This window comes from Hydrogenophaga aquatica, from assembly GCF_054780915.1.
In genome coordinates this window covers 455,670-472,024 of record NZ_BAAGVK010000011.1, presented here as the reverse complement: position 1 = coordinate 472,024, position 16,355 = coordinate 455,670, and the positions used below count along the sequence as shown (strand labels likewise).

Annotated in this window: 12 protein-coding genes and 2 tRNA genes; 2 read left to right on the top strand and 12 right to left on the bottom strand. The window is 65.7% G+C overall.

The genetic code is table 11. From position 1 onward, the window contains the following. Positions 1 to 27 precede the first annotated feature (27 nt). Positions 28 to 630 (top strand): flavin reductase family protein, encoded by a 603-nt coding sequence (locus tag ACYVHH_RS09590; protein WP_460564918.1) that lies wholly within the window; start codon positions 28 to 30, stop codon positions 628 to 630. Here ACYVHH_RS09590 and thpR read toward each other — a convergent pair. The 12 genes from thpR to ACYVHH_RS09530 form a co-directional block, all read right to left on the bottom strand. Continuing rightward, a complete protein-coding gene (thpR, locus tag ACYVHH_RS09585; RefSeq protein ID WP_460564917.1) occupies positions 600 to 1,151 on the bottom strand; it encodes an RNA 2',3'-cyclic phosphodiesterase in 552 nt (183 codons plus the stop codon). The two genes, ACYVHH_RS09590 and thpR, sit on opposite strands and share 31 nt — an antisense overlap. Next, on the bottom strand, positions 1,148 to 4,834 hold the full coding sequence (locus ACYVHH_RS09580; RefSeq protein ID WP_460564916.1) for a DUF748 domain-containing protein: 3,687 nt from the start codon (positions 4,832 to 4,834) through the stop codon (positions 1,148 to 1,150). The genes thpR and ACYVHH_RS09580 overlap by 4 nt, the downstream gene beginning before the upstream one ends. 22 nt (positions 4,835 to 4,856) lie before the next feature. After that, entirely contained in the window at positions 4,857 to 7,139 is a 2,283-nt protein-coding gene (locus ACYVHH_RS09575; RefSeq protein WP_460564915.1) for a patatin-like phospholipase family protein, read from the bottom strand. Positions 7,140 to 7,159: 20 nt separating this feature from the next. Beyond that, positions 7,160 to 9,145, bottom strand: coding sequence for an ABC-F family ATP-binding cassette domain-containing protein (locus ACYVHH_RS09570; protein ID WP_460564914.1), 1,986 nt, complete (start codon positions 9,143 to 9,145; stop codon positions 7,160 to 7,162). Then, positions 9,142 to 10,086 carry a 50S ribosomal protein L3 N(5)-glutamine methyltransferase gene (gene prmB / locus ACYVHH_RS09565; RefSeq protein ID WP_460564913.1) on the bottom strand — a complete coding sequence of 315 codons (945 nt, stop codon included), beginning with the start codon at positions 10,084 to 10,086 and terminating at the stop codon, positions 9,142 to 9,144. The genes ACYVHH_RS09570 and prmB overlap by 4 nt, the downstream gene beginning before the upstream one ends. Beyond that, positions 10,083 to 11,261, bottom strand: a complete 1,179-nt coding sequence (gene dapE, locus ACYVHH_RS09560; protein WP_460564912.1) for a succinyl-diaminopimelate desuccinylase — start codon at positions 11,259 to 11,261, stop codon at positions 10,083 to 10,085. Before dapE ends, prmB begins: the two co-directional genes overlap by 4 nt. 15 nt (positions 11,262 to 11,276) lie before the next feature. After that, positions 11,277 to 12,440 carry a PilT/PilU family type 4a pilus ATPase gene (locus tag ACYVHH_RS09555; RefSeq protein ID WP_460564911.1) on the bottom strand — a complete coding sequence of 388 codons (1,164 nt, stop codon included), beginning with the start codon at positions 12,438 to 12,440 and terminating at the stop codon, positions 11,277 to 11,279. Between the two features lie 29 nt (positions 12,441 to 12,469). Further along, complete coding sequence (dapD, locus tag ACYVHH_RS09550) at positions 12,470 to 13,294, bottom strand: 2,3,4,5-tetrahydropyridine-2,6-dicarboxylate N-succinyltransferase (RefSeq protein ID WP_460564910.1); 825 nt, start codon at positions 13,292 to 13,294, stop codon at positions 12,470 to 12,472. 6 nt (positions 13,295 to 13,300) lie between these two features. Beyond that, entirely contained in the window at positions 13,301 to 14,539 is a 1,239-nt protein-coding gene (dapC, locus tag ACYVHH_RS09545) for a succinyldiaminopimelate transaminase (RefSeq protein WP_460564909.1), read from the bottom strand. Positions 14,540 to 14,558: 19 nt separating this feature from the next. Continuing rightward, a tRNA-Arg gene (locus tag ACYVHH_RS09540) sits at positions 14,559 to 14,635 on the bottom strand. 48 nt (positions 14,636 to 14,683) lie between these two features. Beyond that, positions 14,684 to 14,760 (bottom strand) — tRNA-Pro (locus tag ACYVHH_RS09535). A 50-nt stretch (positions 14,761 to 14,810) separates the two neighbouring features. After that, positions 14,811 to 15,515 carry a glutathione binding-like protein gene (locus tag ACYVHH_RS09530; RefSeq protein ID WP_460564908.1) on the bottom strand — a complete coding sequence of 235 codons (705 nt, stop codon included), beginning with the start codon at positions 15,513 to 15,515 and terminating at the stop codon, positions 14,811 to 14,813. Between the two features lie 236 nt (positions 15,516 to 15,751). Between ACYVHH_RS09530 and rimP the strand changes: the two genes are divergently transcribed. Next, positions 15,752 to 16,327, top strand: coding sequence for a ribosome maturation factor RimP (gene rimP, locus ACYVHH_RS09525; protein WP_460564907.1), 576 nt, complete (start codon positions 15,752 to 15,754; stop codon positions 16,325 to 16,327). The last annotated feature ends 28 nt before the right edge of the window (positions 16,328 to 16,355 follow it).

The window sequence follows — 16,355 nt, the reverse complement described above, 5'->3', positions numbered from 1 at the left end:
GGCCAGCGCAGTGGCATGATGCGCGGCATGCTCGAAGATTTCACCAGTTCAAACGGCCCATGGCCTGACCACGCGGTTTCCGTTCCGCTGGACAAGGCCTATCGGCTGCTCAACCACGGCCCCACGGTGCTGGTCTCGGCCAGCCATGGGGGCCGCGACAACCTGATGGCGGCGGCCTGGGCCTGCGCGCTGGACTTTTCCCCGCCGAAGGTCACCGTCGTGCTGGACAAATCGACGCTCACGCGGGAACTGGTGGAAGCCAGCGGCTGGTGGGCGCTGAGTCTGCCCAATGTTGCGCAGGCAGCGTTGACGGTGGGTGTCGGCTCGGACAGTGCCAGGGACGACCCGGGCAAGCTGCGCAAGCATGGTGTGGAGCTGTTCCGCGCGCCGAATGTGCCCGCGCCGCTGGTTGCGGGTTGCAGCGCGTGGCTGGCGTGCAGGCTGATTCCCGAGACGCACAACCAGCAGACGTACGACCTGTTCATCGGGGAGGTGGTCGGTGCCTGGGCGGATGAGCGCGTGTTTCGCGGCGGCAGGTGGCATTTTGAAGATGCCCCGCAGCAGTTGCGGACGCTGCATTACGTCGCTGGCGGCCAGTTCTACGTGACGGGCGAGTCCTTGCAGGTTTGACTGGCGCGGTCTGGGTAGCGGTGCAGCACCCGGTAGCGTGCTTTGGGGTTGCCCGTGGATTCGACCAGGGCGTAACCCTGCACCTGCCACGTCAGGACTTCAGGCTCTGCTGGCGGGGTTGATCCCTGGGCCTGGCGCGCCAGCGTCAGGTGTGGCGTGTAGGGCCGTTCATCGGTGGCGATGCCCAGATGCCGCAATGCCAGTTCCAGGTGATGGTGCAACTCGCGCAAGGCCTGCGGGGTCTCGCTGGCGCGCACCACGGCCAGCCCGTGGGGCCAGAGAACGGGCTGATCCAGGTGCAGGGCGAATGGCGTGAATGGGGTGTCGAGCGCGTTCTGAAGCTCGGGCAGTCTGGCGATGTCAAACGCGCCGATGAAGTGCAGGGTGACGTGCCAGTCGAGCGGGTCGTAACGTCTGGCGGCAGGGGGCCAGAGCCAGCGCATGGCCAGCGCTGAGAGCCGGTTGCGCAGATCCTCTTCGGGCCAGAGCGCGACGAAGAGTCTGGTCCTGGCCGGTGTCAACGCGGCTCCAGGCGAAGTTCCACCACCGGTTTGCAGGCGGTGGTTGCCGGTTCACCCGGCTTTGCAGCAGGTACTGCCGAGGCCGCTGTGCACGGCGCCGTGTTCATGAACAGCCGGTCCGCAGGCACCTGGTGCTCGATCAGGTAGTCCTTGACCGCCACTGCGCGGGCCAGCGCGAGTTCGCGCATGGCGTCGGCCGAGACGGGGATGGACGCCAGCAGCAACGCTTCCATTTCGGGCAACGGGATGTCCTTGGCGATGCCGACGATGTTGCGTGGCTTGGGGATGTCGGCGCGGCGGTAGACCTCTTTCAGCAGGGCAGGGTATTCCTCCGCCTTCACATTGACAGGCGCGTTGATGGGCTGGCCGTCGCGTGCAAGCTGGCGGCGTTTTTCGGCTTGCACCCATTCGTTCAGCCGGGCACGGCGCCAGCCATCGCGTTCGGTTTCCAGGTCGCTGTGCCCCACCACGGTCAGCTGCAGGCCGGGCCGGTCGTTCAGCGCCTTGGCCACGGCATCAAGCCGGTTGGCTGCGTCGGCGTCCAGGTTGCGCTGACCAGGGGTGAAGGCGAGCTGGGACAGGTCTTCGCCACCGCCCGAGAATGCACTCGCCAACAGGGAGAAGGGCGACGTGATGGCCTTGCCGATGAGGTTGAAGATCAGGCGGACGATGATGGGACCGACTCGGAACTGCGGGTCGTTGATGGACCCGCTGACGGGCAGGTTGATGTCGATGACGCCATTGCGGTCGGCAAGCAGGGCAACGGCCAGTTTCACGGGCAGGTTGGGCGCGTCGCTGTCGGCGGACCTGTCGCCGAAGCGCAACTGGTTGAGGATGACCTGGTTGCTGGCGTTGAGCGTGCCGTCGGGATCGATGCGGTAGCTCACGTCCATGCTGAGTTTGCCGCGCTCTATGCCATGCCCGGCGTATTTAACCGTGTAGGGTGAAAGAGGCGGGAGCTCCAGCTCCCGGACCGTGCCCTTGACGTCCATGGCCAGCGGCTTGGCCAGGGGGTTGAGCTTGCCCGATACGTCGAGCGTGGCGGTGCCTTCCACACGGCCACGCAGCGAGAGGTCGGCCATCTGCGGCGGGCTGCCAGCTGCGCTGCTGGCAAAGGCGCCCAGAGAACCGCTGAGATCGCTCAGGTTGGCGGAGTAGTTCGGGCGGATGAAGCGGTCGGCAAATGCAACGCGGCCATTGACGAGGCCGACCGGGCCGAAGCGTATGTCGGCTGGCGCGGCGGCGGAGGGGCCGGGGCTGGTTGACGCGACGGGCTGGCCAGCGGTGGCGCCAGCAGGCGAGCCCACAAGATCCTGCAGGTTGATGCGCCCGGTTTCGTCGATGAGCACGCGTGCGTAGTAGTCGCTGAGAACGGTCTCGGCAACGGTGAGCCTGAGGGGCTGGCTGGCGTTCCATGTCAGGTCAATGCCGCGCAGGTTCAGGGCTTTCCAGTTGAGCAGGTCCTCGCTCGGCTGCAGGGTGTTGGCGCGAAAGTCTTCTACGGCCAGATCCCCTCGGAAGCCGACTTGCGCGCCAGTGGCGGGCAGGCCGACGTCGATGTTGCCGCGCACGCTGGTGTCTGCGCGCAGCAGCTCCAGGTTGAGGTGCTGCGCCACGTAAGGCTCGAAGGCATGCAAGGGGAGGTGGTCGGCGTTGAGGCGGCCCTGCCAGCGCAGGCCATTCTGGGCGGTCAACGCGCCCGACGCGGGGGGCAGGCGCAGGCTGCCCTGGAAGTTCAGGCGGCCGGGATGGCCCTTGCGCCCATCAATGCCAGCACTCAGGTTCAGCGCCAGGGTCATGGGCATGACCGCCGGGCGCTCGGCCAGCGGTCGAAGGTTCTGCAGGTCGAGCCGCAGGTCTTGAACGGTCAGGCGCACGGGCTGGCCGGGCGTGTCGTCGCGAAAAGTGATCCGTCCCCGGTTGACCGACAGCGATTGCACGGCCACGTCCCATGTGGCCTGGGGTGCCGGTGCGGCTGGTGCAGCGGAAGATGTTTCAACTGGAGGGGTGTGCAGCCAGTCCTGGAACATCCACTGGCCATTGGATTGGCGGGACACGTTGGCCTGCGGTCCATCGGCGGTCACCCTGGAAATGCTGACGGTTTGTTTGCCGCTGTGTACCGATGTGTTCTCCAATCGCAGGCTGTCCAGCCCTGCCAGGTCCTGGCGCCCTTGCCGCAAGGCGAAGCCACGCAGTTCCAGTTGAGTGGCGTTCAGTGCCAGGCCCGCGTCAGGCTCGCCGGCCGCGTTCCAGCTCAGGTCCAGGCGGGCGGTCAGGGACCCGTCCAGAGCGGGTTTGATCAGCCCAGCCAGGTAGGGTCGTGCCAGACTGAGGGGGAGAGCATCGAAGGCCAGGCTGGACTTGGCGGACGTCTGCGTCGCCTCGCCTTTCCATTCGATCAGCGAGCCTGCCACACGGGTGCTGCCCTCGAAAGGCACGGGTTTTTGCACCGGCCAGGTGGCGCTGCTCAGCTGCAGGCGGACGTCTTCCAGCGTGACACTGGCGGCAGGAGCGGTGCTGGCATCGCGCCAGTGGAGCACGCCGTCCTCCACGGCCATTTGTGCCAGGGAGACCTGCCAGTTCGCCGCCGGGGCCGAGGTGTCGCTGGCGCTGGTTTTGTCAGGCGTCCAGGCGCGGGCCAGGCGTTCCAGGTTCAAGCGGCCCTGGCCGTCTCGCCCGAGCCATACCTGCGGGCGTTCCAACGCGACGCTGCTCAGTTCCAGAGTGCCTGCCAGGGGCTCTGCGTGGGCGACATCCACCGACAGGCCTGACAGACTCAGCAAGGGCCGTTCCTCGCCGCCGATGCGCTCGTTCAGCACCAGATGGCTGAGCGCGGCCTTGCCCTTGACGACGACCTTGGGCGTGTCATGCTGCTCGAACGTGACGGTCAAGCCCAGCTGCAGCTCTGCCTGCGAAGGACGCACTGGCCACTTGGCAGGCCAATAGGGCAGGTAGGGCGCCAGGTCCAGGCCAGGCAGTTGAATGGACGCTTCGGTGTGTCTTGTGCTGGCAAAAGGCGTGGTGGACGCGGTGGTGTCGAAACGGTCGCCGTTGAGAACGAAGGACAGGTGCGGCTGCGTGACGACGTCGCGCCGGGACGCGAGGCTGCTCAGGAAGGGCACCTGCAGTTGCAGTTGTTCGACCTTGTGGGCGGCATTGACCGGCGCGTCGACGAATTCGAAGCTGCCATGGTTGATGGCGATATTGAACACTGCGAACCGGGGCAGCGGCCCGGCCGGCTCCTCTGGCCGGGCGAGCTTGTCAAGTATGTCGTCGATGTCGTAGCGGCCCGCACCCTCGTGTTTCAGGTACACCTTGGGCTCGTCGATGGTGACCGCATCGATCACGGGGGCGAGGCGCATCAGGGACTGAAGCTCGGCGTCGACGTAGATGCGCCGGATCTCCAGCTGGGGGGATGAGCCGTCCTGCCGGGCAACGCTCAGGCCGCGCAGCTCAAGCTCCAGCGACCAGGGCTTGAAGGCGACCTCTTGAAGCCGGACCTGCCGCCCCAGTACCTGTGCGAGCTGTTTTTCCGCCTGCGAGCGCAGGATGGGAGGCACGGCCAGCCAGCCCAGAAGCCACGTGGCGAGCACCATGGCAAGCACCCATGCCGCCCTGCGGCGCCATGGGGTGGATTTGATCTTGGACTGGACGGGGCTTGGGGTTGCAGGGTGGCTGGTCATGGCTGCTGAGCAGGGCCGAGGGTCAGGGTCTTCCGAGCAGGAAATATACCCCTGTGTAACCCCGGGGGGCATGCACGATGCTGAAGTAGACGGGGCCGAAACCCGTGTCCGCACCGATGAAGATGCTGCTGCCCAGGCGCAATCCCCGCCAGGAGATGTCGCGGCTGTTCGTCCATGCGTTGCCCAGCTCCGCCGTGGCGCCAGCAAACAGCGCGCGTGCCGGGCCGCTCTCGAATGGCAACCGCTGGTAGTAGCTCAGCCGGGCCAGCAGCAGGTTGTTGCCCACGATCTGGCCAACGCGGTATCCCGACAGGTTCTGGAACCCGCCGAGGGAATACTCGTCGACGGCGCCCAGCGGCACATGGTTGGAGCGCGCCAGCCTGAGGTGTGCATTCCAGGTGTGCACGCCCCTTGTCGTCACGCCGGTGATGCTGCTGTCCCAGCGCAGGAAGCCGGTGGTTTCACCAGCCTGGCGGGTATGGCCGGCCTGCACGTCCAGTTTGAAACGGTGCCCTGATTGGGGGAAATTGGCGTGGTCCAGCTGGTCTGTGACAACGCCAAGCCGCAGTGCGCTTTCGGTCCATTCCAGCGAGCGCACGCTGGCGAGCTCGGCGTCGTTGATGTATTGGGGGATGGATTTGCGCAGCGACCCTATCCAGCCCAGGCGCACGTCCCCCCAGTGACCGGCCTGGCCCAGGCTCCACCCGTGATCCAGCCCCACGCGGGTGGTGTGCCGCTGGAAGCGGGCGAATGGGTCGCCCTGGGCGTCGAAGAGTTCAATGTTGCGCAGCTCATAGTCAGCGTAGGCACTCAGGAATCGGCCTTGCGTCAGCCCCAGTGGCTGCAACAGCTCGGTGCGGGCCGCAATGGTGGAGCCCAGTTCCAGCTGGTTGCGCCATTGCGCGCCACGCTCGTTGAACCAGCGCCGCGTGTGACTCAGCCGCAGGTTGAAGGCGCCCTGTCCCTGGAAGTCGGTCTGCAGGTCCAGGCCGATGCGGAACTGGTTGCGGCCCCATGGGTCGTCACGCAGTTCATACACCAGGCCTTCGCCGGGGGAGTCCGCCGATGGTTCAAGCCGATAGTCGATGCGCGCGAAGTCCTCTGTGGCGGCAAGGCGCTGCAAGTCAGCTTCCACCTTGGCGGGGTCCAGCAGGTCGCCAGCCCGGGTGTCTATGCGGCTGTGCAGCCTGGGCTGCTGGCTGTCCGGCACACCCTCGATGCGAACAAAGGCCAGCCGTGTCTGGGTCTGTTCCTGCAGTGCATGGTGCATGCGGGCGCGGGCTTCGCGCCACTCGCTGTAGCTTTGCGGAGACGCCGCGAACCGTTCCAGCGACGACTGCATGGTCTGCGCATAGGCGTTGCCGAGCCTGACCAGCTCCTCGGCCTTGTCGAAGTCTGCCGCGGTGATGGCTCCCAGCGGCGGTGCAAGCAGCAGGTCAGCGCGGGTCAGCGTGCCAATGCTGCGTTGCACGTTCTGTTCCGTGAGGATGTTGATCATCTGCACGGTGACGCCCAGCACGGTGTCCAGGGTGTCGCGGCTGGCCAGCGGAGTGCCGATGTTGACGGCGATGATGGCGTCCACCCCGAGTTCTCGGGCCACGTCCACGGGCAGGTTGTTCACCAGCCCGCCGTCTCCCAGGATGCGGTCGTTCCAGTGAAGCGGCGAAAACAGACCTGGCACAGACATGCTGGCGCGCAGGGCGGCGGCAAGGTCGCCGCCGTGCAGGACGACGGCCTCGCCGGTTTCCATGTCGGTGGCCACAGCGCGAAAGCGTGTGGGCAGTTCATCGAAACTGCGCAAGTTGCGTGTGGGCAGCGTGTAACGGCGCAACAGCAGCTCCAGCGAACGGCTGGAGACGGCGCCTTGCGGCAGGCGGAACTCACCGTCCTTGAAACCCAACTGCAGCACGGGGGAGAACTCGAAGTCCTGCTCTTTCTGGCGTTGCGACAGGCTCTGGCGCGGCGCCCGCTGGCTGAACAGGGCGTCCCAGTCCACCTTGAGGATTTCGCGCTCGATGTCGGCCACCTGCATGCCGCTGGCGTAAAGCCCGCCGATGATGGCGCCCATGGAGGTGCCGACGACAACGTCCACAGGCACGCGTGCGGCTTCCAGGGCCTTGAGAACGCCCACATGGGCAAAACCCCGCGCACCGCCGCCCGACAGCACCAGACCGATGCGCGGACGGGCTGCGCCCGGCCCCGCATCAGGTGCCGTAGACGGGTCGGCGGAAAGCGCAGGTTGGCTGATCAGCAGGCCCAGCAGCAGCGGCCACCCGCGTCGCAACCATCGAGTAATCAGACGCATGGGCAGTTCTCCGTGAGGCTTCAGGCCTGTAGGGCTTCTTTTTCGATGCCCTCTATCAGATCACTGAGCTCCAGCCACCGTTCCTCGGCTGCCTCGGTTTCTTCTTCCAGGCGTTTGAGCTGCCGCCCGGCATCGGCCAGCACCTGTGGGTCAAGCGGCGTCATCAGCTTCTGCTCCAGTTCGCTGCGCAGTGCCTGGATCTCGGCCAATCGCCGGTCCAGCTTCTCCAGCTCCTGCTTGTGGGGCTTGATCTTCTGTGCCAGGGCCTGGCGGCGCTGTGCGTCCAGGCGGCGCTGTTCCCCTGGATTGAGCTTGGGTGCTTCTGCCGCAGGCGATGCGGGGCTCGCCTCGGGGCGGGCTGCCGCTGCCACGGCCTCACGTTTTTGCCGGGCCACGTCAAGCAGGTAGCGCTGGTAGTCGTCCAGGTCGCCATCAAAGGGGGAGATGCCCCCGTGCGAGACCAGCCAGAACTCATCGCAAACCGATCGCAGCAGCGCCCGGTCGTGGCTGACCAGCATCACCGTGCCTTCGAACTCGTTGAGCGCGACGGCCAGTGCTTCGCGCGTGGCCAGGTCGAGGTGGTTGGTCGGTTCGTCAAGCAGCAGCAGGTTGGGGCGCTGCCAGACGATCATGCACAGCACCAGCCGCGCCTTCTCGCCGCCGCTCATGGTGCCCACGGGTTGCTGCACCATGTCGCCGCTGAACTGGAAGCTGCCCAGGAAGTTGCGCAGGTCCTGCTCGCGGGTGGACTGTCCGGTGAGTGTGCCAGCGGCTTCGGTTTCGCGCGCCAGGCGGATCATGTGCGCCAGCGGGCTGTCGTCGGGCCGCAGCACGTCCAGTTCCTGCTGGGCGAAGTAGCCGATGTTCAGGCCCTTGCCTTCGGTGACAGTGCCCGCCAGCAGGGGCAGGGCACGTGCCACCGTCTTGACGAAGGTGGACTTGCCCTGGCCGTTGGCACCCAGGATGCCCAGCCGTTGACCAGCTTGCACCGAGCGCGTGACGTTGCGCACGATCACGGCCTCGGCACCGTCCTCGGCGCGGTAGCCAAAGGCGGCGTCACGCAGGCTGAGCATGGGGTTGGGCAGTTGCGCGGGCTCCTGGAATTCGAAGGTGAAGTCCGCCTCGGTCAGCACCGGTGCGATCTTCTCCATGCGTTCCAGCGCCTTGACACGGCTCTGCGCCTGCTTGGCCTTGGTGGCCTTGGCCTTGAAGCGGTCGATGAAGCGTTGCAGGTGGGCGATGCGGTCCTGCTGCCGCGCATAAGCTGCCTGCTGCTGCGTGATCTGTTCGGCACGCATGTCTTCAAAGCGGCTGTAGTTGCCGCCGTAGCGGGTCAGCCGACCCTGGTCGATGTGCAGGGTGACTTGCGTGACTGCGTCCAGGAACTCGCGGTCGTGGCTGATGACGAGCAGGGTGCCCTGGTAGCGTTTGAGCCAGCTTTCCAGCCAGACCAGGGCGTCCAGGTCCAGGTGGTTGGTGGGTTCGTCGAGCATCAGCAGGTCGCTCGGGCACATCAGCGCACGCGCCAGCTGCAGGCGCATGCGCCAGCCGCCCGAGAAGCTGTTGACCGGGCGCTGAAGCTCGTTGACTTGGAAGCCCAGCCCCAGCAGTAAGGCCTGGGCGCGGGCCTCTGCGTCGTGCGCGCCAGCGTCCTGCAACTCGGTGTGGGCGTGGGCAATGGCTATGCCGTCACCACTGGCTTCGGCCTGCGCCACTTCCTGCCGCGCCTCGCTCAGGCGGGTGTCGCCGTCGATGACGAATTCCGTGCAGGGCTGGGAGGTCTCGGGCATCTCCTGCGCCACCTGGCTCAGGCGCCACTGCCGCGGCCAGGCGAATTCGCCGCTGTCCTCATGCAGCACACCTTGCAGGAGCGCGAACAGGCTGGACTTGCCAGCGCCGTTGCGGCCCACGAGCCCCGCCTTTTCACCGGGGTTGATGGTGGCGTTGGCCTGGTCGAGCACGACCTTGGTGCCACGGCGCAGCGTGACGTTGCGCAGCGTGATCATGCGGCCCCCTGTGCCTGGGCAGCGTGTGCGGCCAGGGCCTCCTGCGTGAGCAGGACGATGGGCCCGGTGCCCGAGGTGGTGTCGGGCCAGTAGGCTTCCAGGCGCGGAAAGGCGCGCTCGAAATGCTCGCGCTCGTTGCCGATCTCCAGCACCAGCACGGCGCCGGGGTTCATGTGCTGCGCAGCGCCTGCCAGCAGGTGACGGACGAAGTCCATGCCGTCATCGCCGCCTTGCAGACCACCGTCGAGGGATATGCGCGGTTCGGCCAGGTACTCCGGCGGCAGCGCATCCATGCCTGCGCGGCACACGTAGGGCGGGTTGCAAAGGATCAGGTCGTATCGGCCGGGCAGGGCAGACCAGCCATCGGATTCCACCAGGCGGACACGGTCCTGCAACTGGTGGCGCTCCACGTTGATGCGGGCCACTGCCAGCGCATCTGCAGAGATGTCGGCGGCATCCACCTGCACGTCGGGCCAGGCCAGGGCAGCCAGCACAGCCAGGCTGCCGTTGCCGGTGCACAAGTCCAGTACCTTGCGGGTGTGTTCGCCCAGCCAGGGGTCGATGCTTTCGGCACCTTCCGCATTGGCAATCAGCTCGGCAATGAAGCTGCGCGGCACGATGACGCGCTCGTCCACATGGAAAGGCACGCCCTGCAGCCAGGCTTCCTGCGTCAGGTAGGCCGCGGGCTTGCGTGTGGCAATGCGCTCTTCCACCAAAGCCATGGCGCGTTCAGCCTGAGCGGCATCCACCGGTTGCGCGGTCACCTGTTCCAGGTCGCAGTCCAGCGGCAGGCCGAGCGACCAGAGAACGAGCCAGGCGGCCTCGTCCCGCGGGTTGGTGGTGCCATGGCCGTAGGCCAGCTGGGCTTGTGCCAGGCGGGTCTCTGCCACCGCCAGCAAGGACGCGACATCGCGGGGCGGGGTGCCCTCTGGCTGGGTCATGGCGTCACCTCGTCGGTGGCCGGCACCTTGGCCAATTGCTCCAGCACGCGGCGGTAGATGTTCTTCAGCGGTTCCAGATCGGCCACGGCCACGCATTCGTTGACCTTGTGGATGGTGGCGTTGGGAGGGCCCAGTTCGATGACCTGCGGGCAAACCTGCGCGATGAAGCGCCCGTCGCTGGTGCCGCCGGTGGTGGAGAGTTCTGTCTCCAGCCCGGTTTCCTCGCGGATGGCCGCGCGCACGGCATCCACCAGCGTACCGGGGCGGGTGAGGAAGGGCAGGCCACCCACCGTCCAGTTCAGCTCATAGTCGTCAACGCCGTGCTTGGCCAGGATTTCGGCCACGCGCTGCTGCAGCCCTTCGGCCGTGCTTTCGGTGGAAAAGCGGAAGTTGAAGTCCACCACCACGGTGCCGGGGATGACGTTGCTGGCACCCGTGCCGCCGTGGATGTTGCTGACCTGCCAGGTGGTGGGCGGGAAGTGGTCGTTGCCTTCGTCCCAGCGCGTGCCTACCAGCTCCGTCAATGCTGGTGCCAGCGTGTGGATGGGATTGCGTGCCAGGTGCGGATAGGCAATGTGCCCCTGGATGCCCTTGACCGTCAGCCGCCCGCTCATGGTGCCGCGGCGGCCGTTCTTGATCATGTCGCCCGTGCGCTCCACCGATGTGGGTTCACCGACGATGCAGTAGTCCAGACGCTCGCTCCGCGCCTGCAAGGCGCGGCAGACCACGACCGTGCCGTCGTTGGCCGGGCCTTCTTCATCGCTGGTCAGCAGGAAGGCAACACTCAGGTTGGCCGCAGGATGCTGCGCAAAGAATTCCTCGCAAGCCACAACCATGGCTGCCAGCGATGCCTTCATGTCGCTCGCGCCACGGCCGAAGAGCTTGCCCTCGCGGTGTGTCGGCACGAAAGGATCGCTCAGCCACTGGTCGAGCGGACCGGTGGGCACCACGTCGGTGTGCCCCGCGAACACCAGCACAGGTGCATCCGGCGTGACTGCAGTGCGCTTGGCCCACAGGTTGGTCACGCGAAAGTCATCGGGGCCGCTCACCAGGGTTTCGCATTCGAAGCCCAGCGGCTGCAGGCGATCTGCAATCAGGGTCTGGCAGCCAGCGTCGTCAGGCGTGACGGAGGAACGGGCAATCAGCGCCTCGGTCAGGCGCAGGGTGGAACTCATGGCAAGGGGCTCGCGTCAGTGCTTCACGTCAAGCGTGAAGTCGGAGAAGGAAGGGCCAGCGTTGGTCTCTGGCTGGTCGGCGGCAGGGCCGGCGCCGGGTTTGTGCCGCAATGCAACGTCGTTTTCCAGGCGCCACATCAGGTTGGTGGGGGAGTCCGCGTAGGCCAGGGCCTCCTTGCGGTCGACCTTGCCGGCCACCACCAGCCGCGCCAAGTCGGCTTCGAAGGTCTGGGACTCTTCCGCCATGGATTTTTCCAGTGCCTCGCGCACGCCGAAGAAGTCGCCTTTTTCGATCAGCTCGCTGACCAGGCGGGTGTTCACCAGCACTTCCACCGCCGGCATGCGGCCGCCATCCACGGTGCGCAACAGGCGCTGCGAAACGATCGCCTTGAGCGCCGAAGCCAGGTCGTTGAGCATGGAGGGGCGCACCTCCACAGGGTAGAAGTTCAGTACCCGGTTGAGTGCCTGGTAGCTGTTGTTCGCGTGCATCGTGGCCAGCACCAGATGGCCCGACTGGGAATAGGCAATGGCTTGCGACATGGTCTCGCGGTCGCGGATCTCACCGATCAGGATCACGTCGGGTGCCTGGCGCAGTGCGTTCTTCAGGGCGATCTGCAGCGATGCCGTGTCCGTGCCCACCTCGCGCTGGTTGACGATGGACTTCTTGTTCTTGAACAGGTATTCGACCGGGTCCTCGATGGTGAGGATGTGGCCGGAGAGGTTGGTGTTGCGGTGATCGAGCAATGACGCCAGCGTGGTGCTCTTGCCGGAACCCGTGGCGCCTACCACCAGCATCAGGCCGCGCTTGGCCAGGATCATCTCTGCCAGCACGGGAGGAATGTTGAGCGACTCGATGCCAGGGATCTCGGTGCTGATGAAGCGGACCACGACCGCACAGCTGCCCCGCTGGCGCATGGCGCTGACGCGGAACCGGCCCACGCCGCTGAGGGGCACAGCAATGTTGAGCTCGCCCGTGCTCTCGAATTCCTTCATCTGCTCGGGGCTGACGATCTCTTCCAGCAGCTGTTGGGGAGCGTCCACCGGCAGCGGTTGCCCGTTCACGGGCATGCACACGCCGTTGATCTTGATCTGCACGGGGGAATTGGCCGACAGGTAGACGTCAGACGCCTTCTTCTCGGCCATCAGGCGCAGCAGTTTTTCCATCATCCCGTTGGCCATGCCTAGTCCCCCGATGTGTGGTGTGCAGGTCAGTCGCGCAGCAGATCGTTCAGGCTGGTCTTGGCACGGGTCTGCGCATCCACGCGCTTGACGATGACGGCCGCGTACAGGCTGTATTTTCCACCGTCCTTGGGCAGGCTGCCACTGATCACCACGGAGCCCGCAGGCACGCGGCCGTAGCTGACTTCGCCAGTGGCGCGGTCGTAGATCGGGGTGCTCTGGCCGATGTACACGCCCATGGAGATGACGGAGTTCTCTTCGACGATGACGCCCTCGACGATCTCGGAACGTGCACCGATGAAGCAGTTGTCCTCGATGATGGTGGGGTTGGCTTGCAGGGGCTCGAGCACGCCGCCCAGGCCCACGCCGCCGGAGAGGTGCACGTTCTTGCCGACCTGTGCACAGGAACCCACGGTGGCCCAGGTGTCGACCATGGTGCCTTCGTCCACGTAGGCGCCGATGTTCACGTAGCTGGGCATGAGGATGGCGCCACGGGCGATGAAGCTGCCGCGGCGGGCAACGGCCGGGGGCACCACGCGCACGCCGGTGGCAGCCATTTCCTGGGGCGACAGGTGGGCGAACTTGGTGGGGACCTTGTCGTAGAAGGCCAGGTCACCAGCCTGCATGATCTCGTTGTCCTTCAGGCGGAAGCTCAGCAGCACCGCTTTCTTGATCCACTGGTGCACGGTCCACTGACCAACGCCTTCGCGGGTGGCCACGCGCAGCTTGCCCACGTTCAGTTCGGCGATCACGTGCTCCACGGCATCCGTGACTTCCTGGGGTGCCGTGGTGGCGGACAGCTGGGCGCGGTTTTCCCAGGCGTTTTCAATGATCTGTTGCAGTTGTTGCGTCATGGTGTCTCACTTGGAGGTTTGGATGAATTCGACGATGCGGCGTGCGGCCTCGACGCACTCGGCCGTTTCGGCAACCAGCGCCATGCGCACGCGCTGCGCGCCCGGGTTGAAGCCACGGGCCTCGCGCGCCAGGTAGCTGCCTGGCAAAACGGTGACATTGTATTGGGCGAGCAGGGCACGGGCAAAGTCGGTGTCGCTGCCGTTTTCCAGTCCGCCGAAACGCTTCGGCACCTCGGCCCAAAGGTAGAAACCGGCGTCGGGCAAGGCCACGTTCATCACCGGCGACAGCAGGGGCGTGACCTCAGCAAACTTGGCGCGGTACTGCGCGCGGTTGTCCACCACGTGGGCCTCGTCCAGCCAGGCGGCCGCACTGGCCGTCTGCACCGTGGTGCTCATGGCGCTGCCGTGGTAGGTGCGGTACAGCAGGAAGGGCTTGATCAGCCTGGCGTCACCGGCCACGAAGCCGCTGCGCAGCCCGGGCACGTTGCTGCGCTTGGACAGGCTGGTGAGCGCGATCAGGTTTCGGAAATCGCTGCGGCCCAACTTGGCAGCCGCTTCCAGGCCGCCCAGCGGCGGTTCATCGCGGAAGTAGATCTCGCTGTAGCACTCGTCCGACGCGATCACGAAGCCGTACTTGTCGCTCAGCTCGAACAGCATCTTCCACTCTTCCAGCGGCATGACGGCACCGGTGGGGTTGCCCGGAGAGCAGGTGTAGAGCAGCTGCGTGCGGCGCCACACGTCCTCGGGCACGCTGGCCCAGTCGGTGGCGAAGTTGCGCGCCGGGTCGCTGGGGGCGAACCAGGGTTGCGCACCGGCCAGGTAGGCCGCGCCCTCGTAGATCTGGTAGAACGGGTTGGGGCAGACAACCACGGGCTCTGTGCCCTGGGCGAAGGCGCGCGGGTCCACCACCACCTGCGCCAGGGCAAACAAGGCTTCGCGCGAGCCGTTGACCGGCAGGATCTGCGTGGCCGGGTCGAGCTGGAGGCCGTAGCGCCGCTCCATCCACGTCGCGCAGGCCTGTTTGAGTTCCGGTGTGCCGCCCGTGGCAGGGTAGGTGGCCAGGCCGCCGTCAGGTGACTGGATGGCTTCGCACAGACGGTCCTTGAGGAAACCCGGGGTGGGGTGGCGGGGCTCGCCAATGCCCAGGCTGATGGGGCGGTAGGCCGGGTTGGGCGTCACGTCGGCGAACAACTGGCGCAGACGCTCGAAGGGGTACGGTTGCAGGCGGGCGAGCAGCGAATTCATGGCGAAGCGCCTAGGCGGGTGGCCTGCCCGGAGGGACTCGAACCCCCGACCTGCTGCTTAGAAGGCAGCTGCTCTATCCAGTTGAGCTACGGGCAGTGTTGAAGGAACAAAGGCCCAACGAGTGGGCCTTTGTCTTTGTCCAAATGGTCGGAGCGAAAGGATTCGAACCTTCGACCCTCTGCTCCCAAAGCAGATGCGCTACCAGACTGCGCTACGCTCCGACGTCAGCCCGCCATTGTAGCCGCTCGGGGACGGTGCCGAGAGCCAGGGTTCATCTTTTCTGGTATTGCGTCGAGCCGAACAGCACTTGCCGCGACTTGTCGTCGGTCAGGGGTTTGCGGGCGTCCGCCAGCACCTGCACGGCGCGCTGCACCGCCGGACGCGCGGCAATCTTGTCGAACCAGGCTTTCAGGTGCGGGTAGTCTGTCCAGTCTATGCCCTGGTTCTGCCAACTGCGCAGCCAGGGGAACACGGCTATGTCGGCGATGCTGTAGCTGCGTCCGCCCAGGTAGGGGCTGGACGCCAGACGCTTGTCCATCACGCTGTAGAGGCGCCGGGCTTCGTTCGTGTACCGGTTGACGGCGTAGTCGATCTTCTCGGGTGCATAGATGCGGAAGTGATGGGTCTGCCCCAGCATGGGGCCGACACCGCCCATCTGGAACATCAGCCACTGCAGCACTTCGTATTTCTGCCGGTCTGTTTTGGGCAGGAGCTTGCCGTACTTGGATGCCAGATACAGAAGAATGGCGCCCGACTCGAAAAGCGAGATCGGCTTGCCGTCCGGCCCCTGCGGGTCCACGATCGCCGGAATCTTGTTGTTCGGGCTGATCTCGAGGAAGGCAGGCTGGAACTGGTCGCCCGCGCCAATGTTGACGGGGTGGACCTGCCAGTCGCGGCCCAGTCGCTGGCCGCATTCTTCGAGCATGATGTGAACCTTGTGGCCGTTCGGTGTGGGCCAGCTGTAAACGTCGATCATGGATTTCCTTGGTGGATGGATCGCCGGGGATTATGTGGGCTCGGCCCTGATGGGCGGGGCGTGCCTGCAGGTGTGGGGTGTTTCGGGTGGGGTAGGCACGAAATGTGCTGCACAGTTGCTGCAGTCGTGCTAAAATGCGAGCTTCACGACCAAATGGGCGGGTATCTACCGGCCCTTTTTTTTTTGGCTCGTTCGCAATTGCACCTACAAACAGCACGCAGGAAACACGCGCAGACATGACTTGGCAGCAAACCCTGGAGCAGACCGTCACCGGTCTGGGCTTTGACTTGGTGGACCTGGAGCGGTCTGCGGGTGGTCTGTTGCGCGTCACCATCGACTGGCCCTGGGTTCAGGGTGAACCCGAGCGTTTCGTCACCGTTGAGGACTGCGAGAAAGTGACCCGCCAGCTCCAGTACCTGCTGGAAGTGGAAAACGTGGATTACAAGCGCCTGGAGGTGGGTTCGCCCGGTATTGACCGGCCGCTGCGCAACGAGAACGATTTCCTGCGCTTCGTTGGCCAGGTGGTGGACATCACCCTCAAGGAACCCATTGGCGCGGCTGGTGGCGCCGTGGCTGCGAACCGCAAGAAGTTCCGCGGCACGCTGGAGCGGCCGGAAAGCGGTGAAGGCTGGCAGATCGTCTGGAGCGACGAGCCGCAACGCAAGCCCGGGCAGCGCGTCAGCAAGAAGGCCGCACCGGCACCGGTGCACGCGCTGGGCTTCACGCTGGACGAGATCCGCGAAGCCAGGCTGGCACCCATCGTGAATTTCAAGGGGCGCGGCGCGGGCAACGCGGGCGAACCTCAGGTTTGAACTTTATTCAGATAGCAGCAGAGAACGG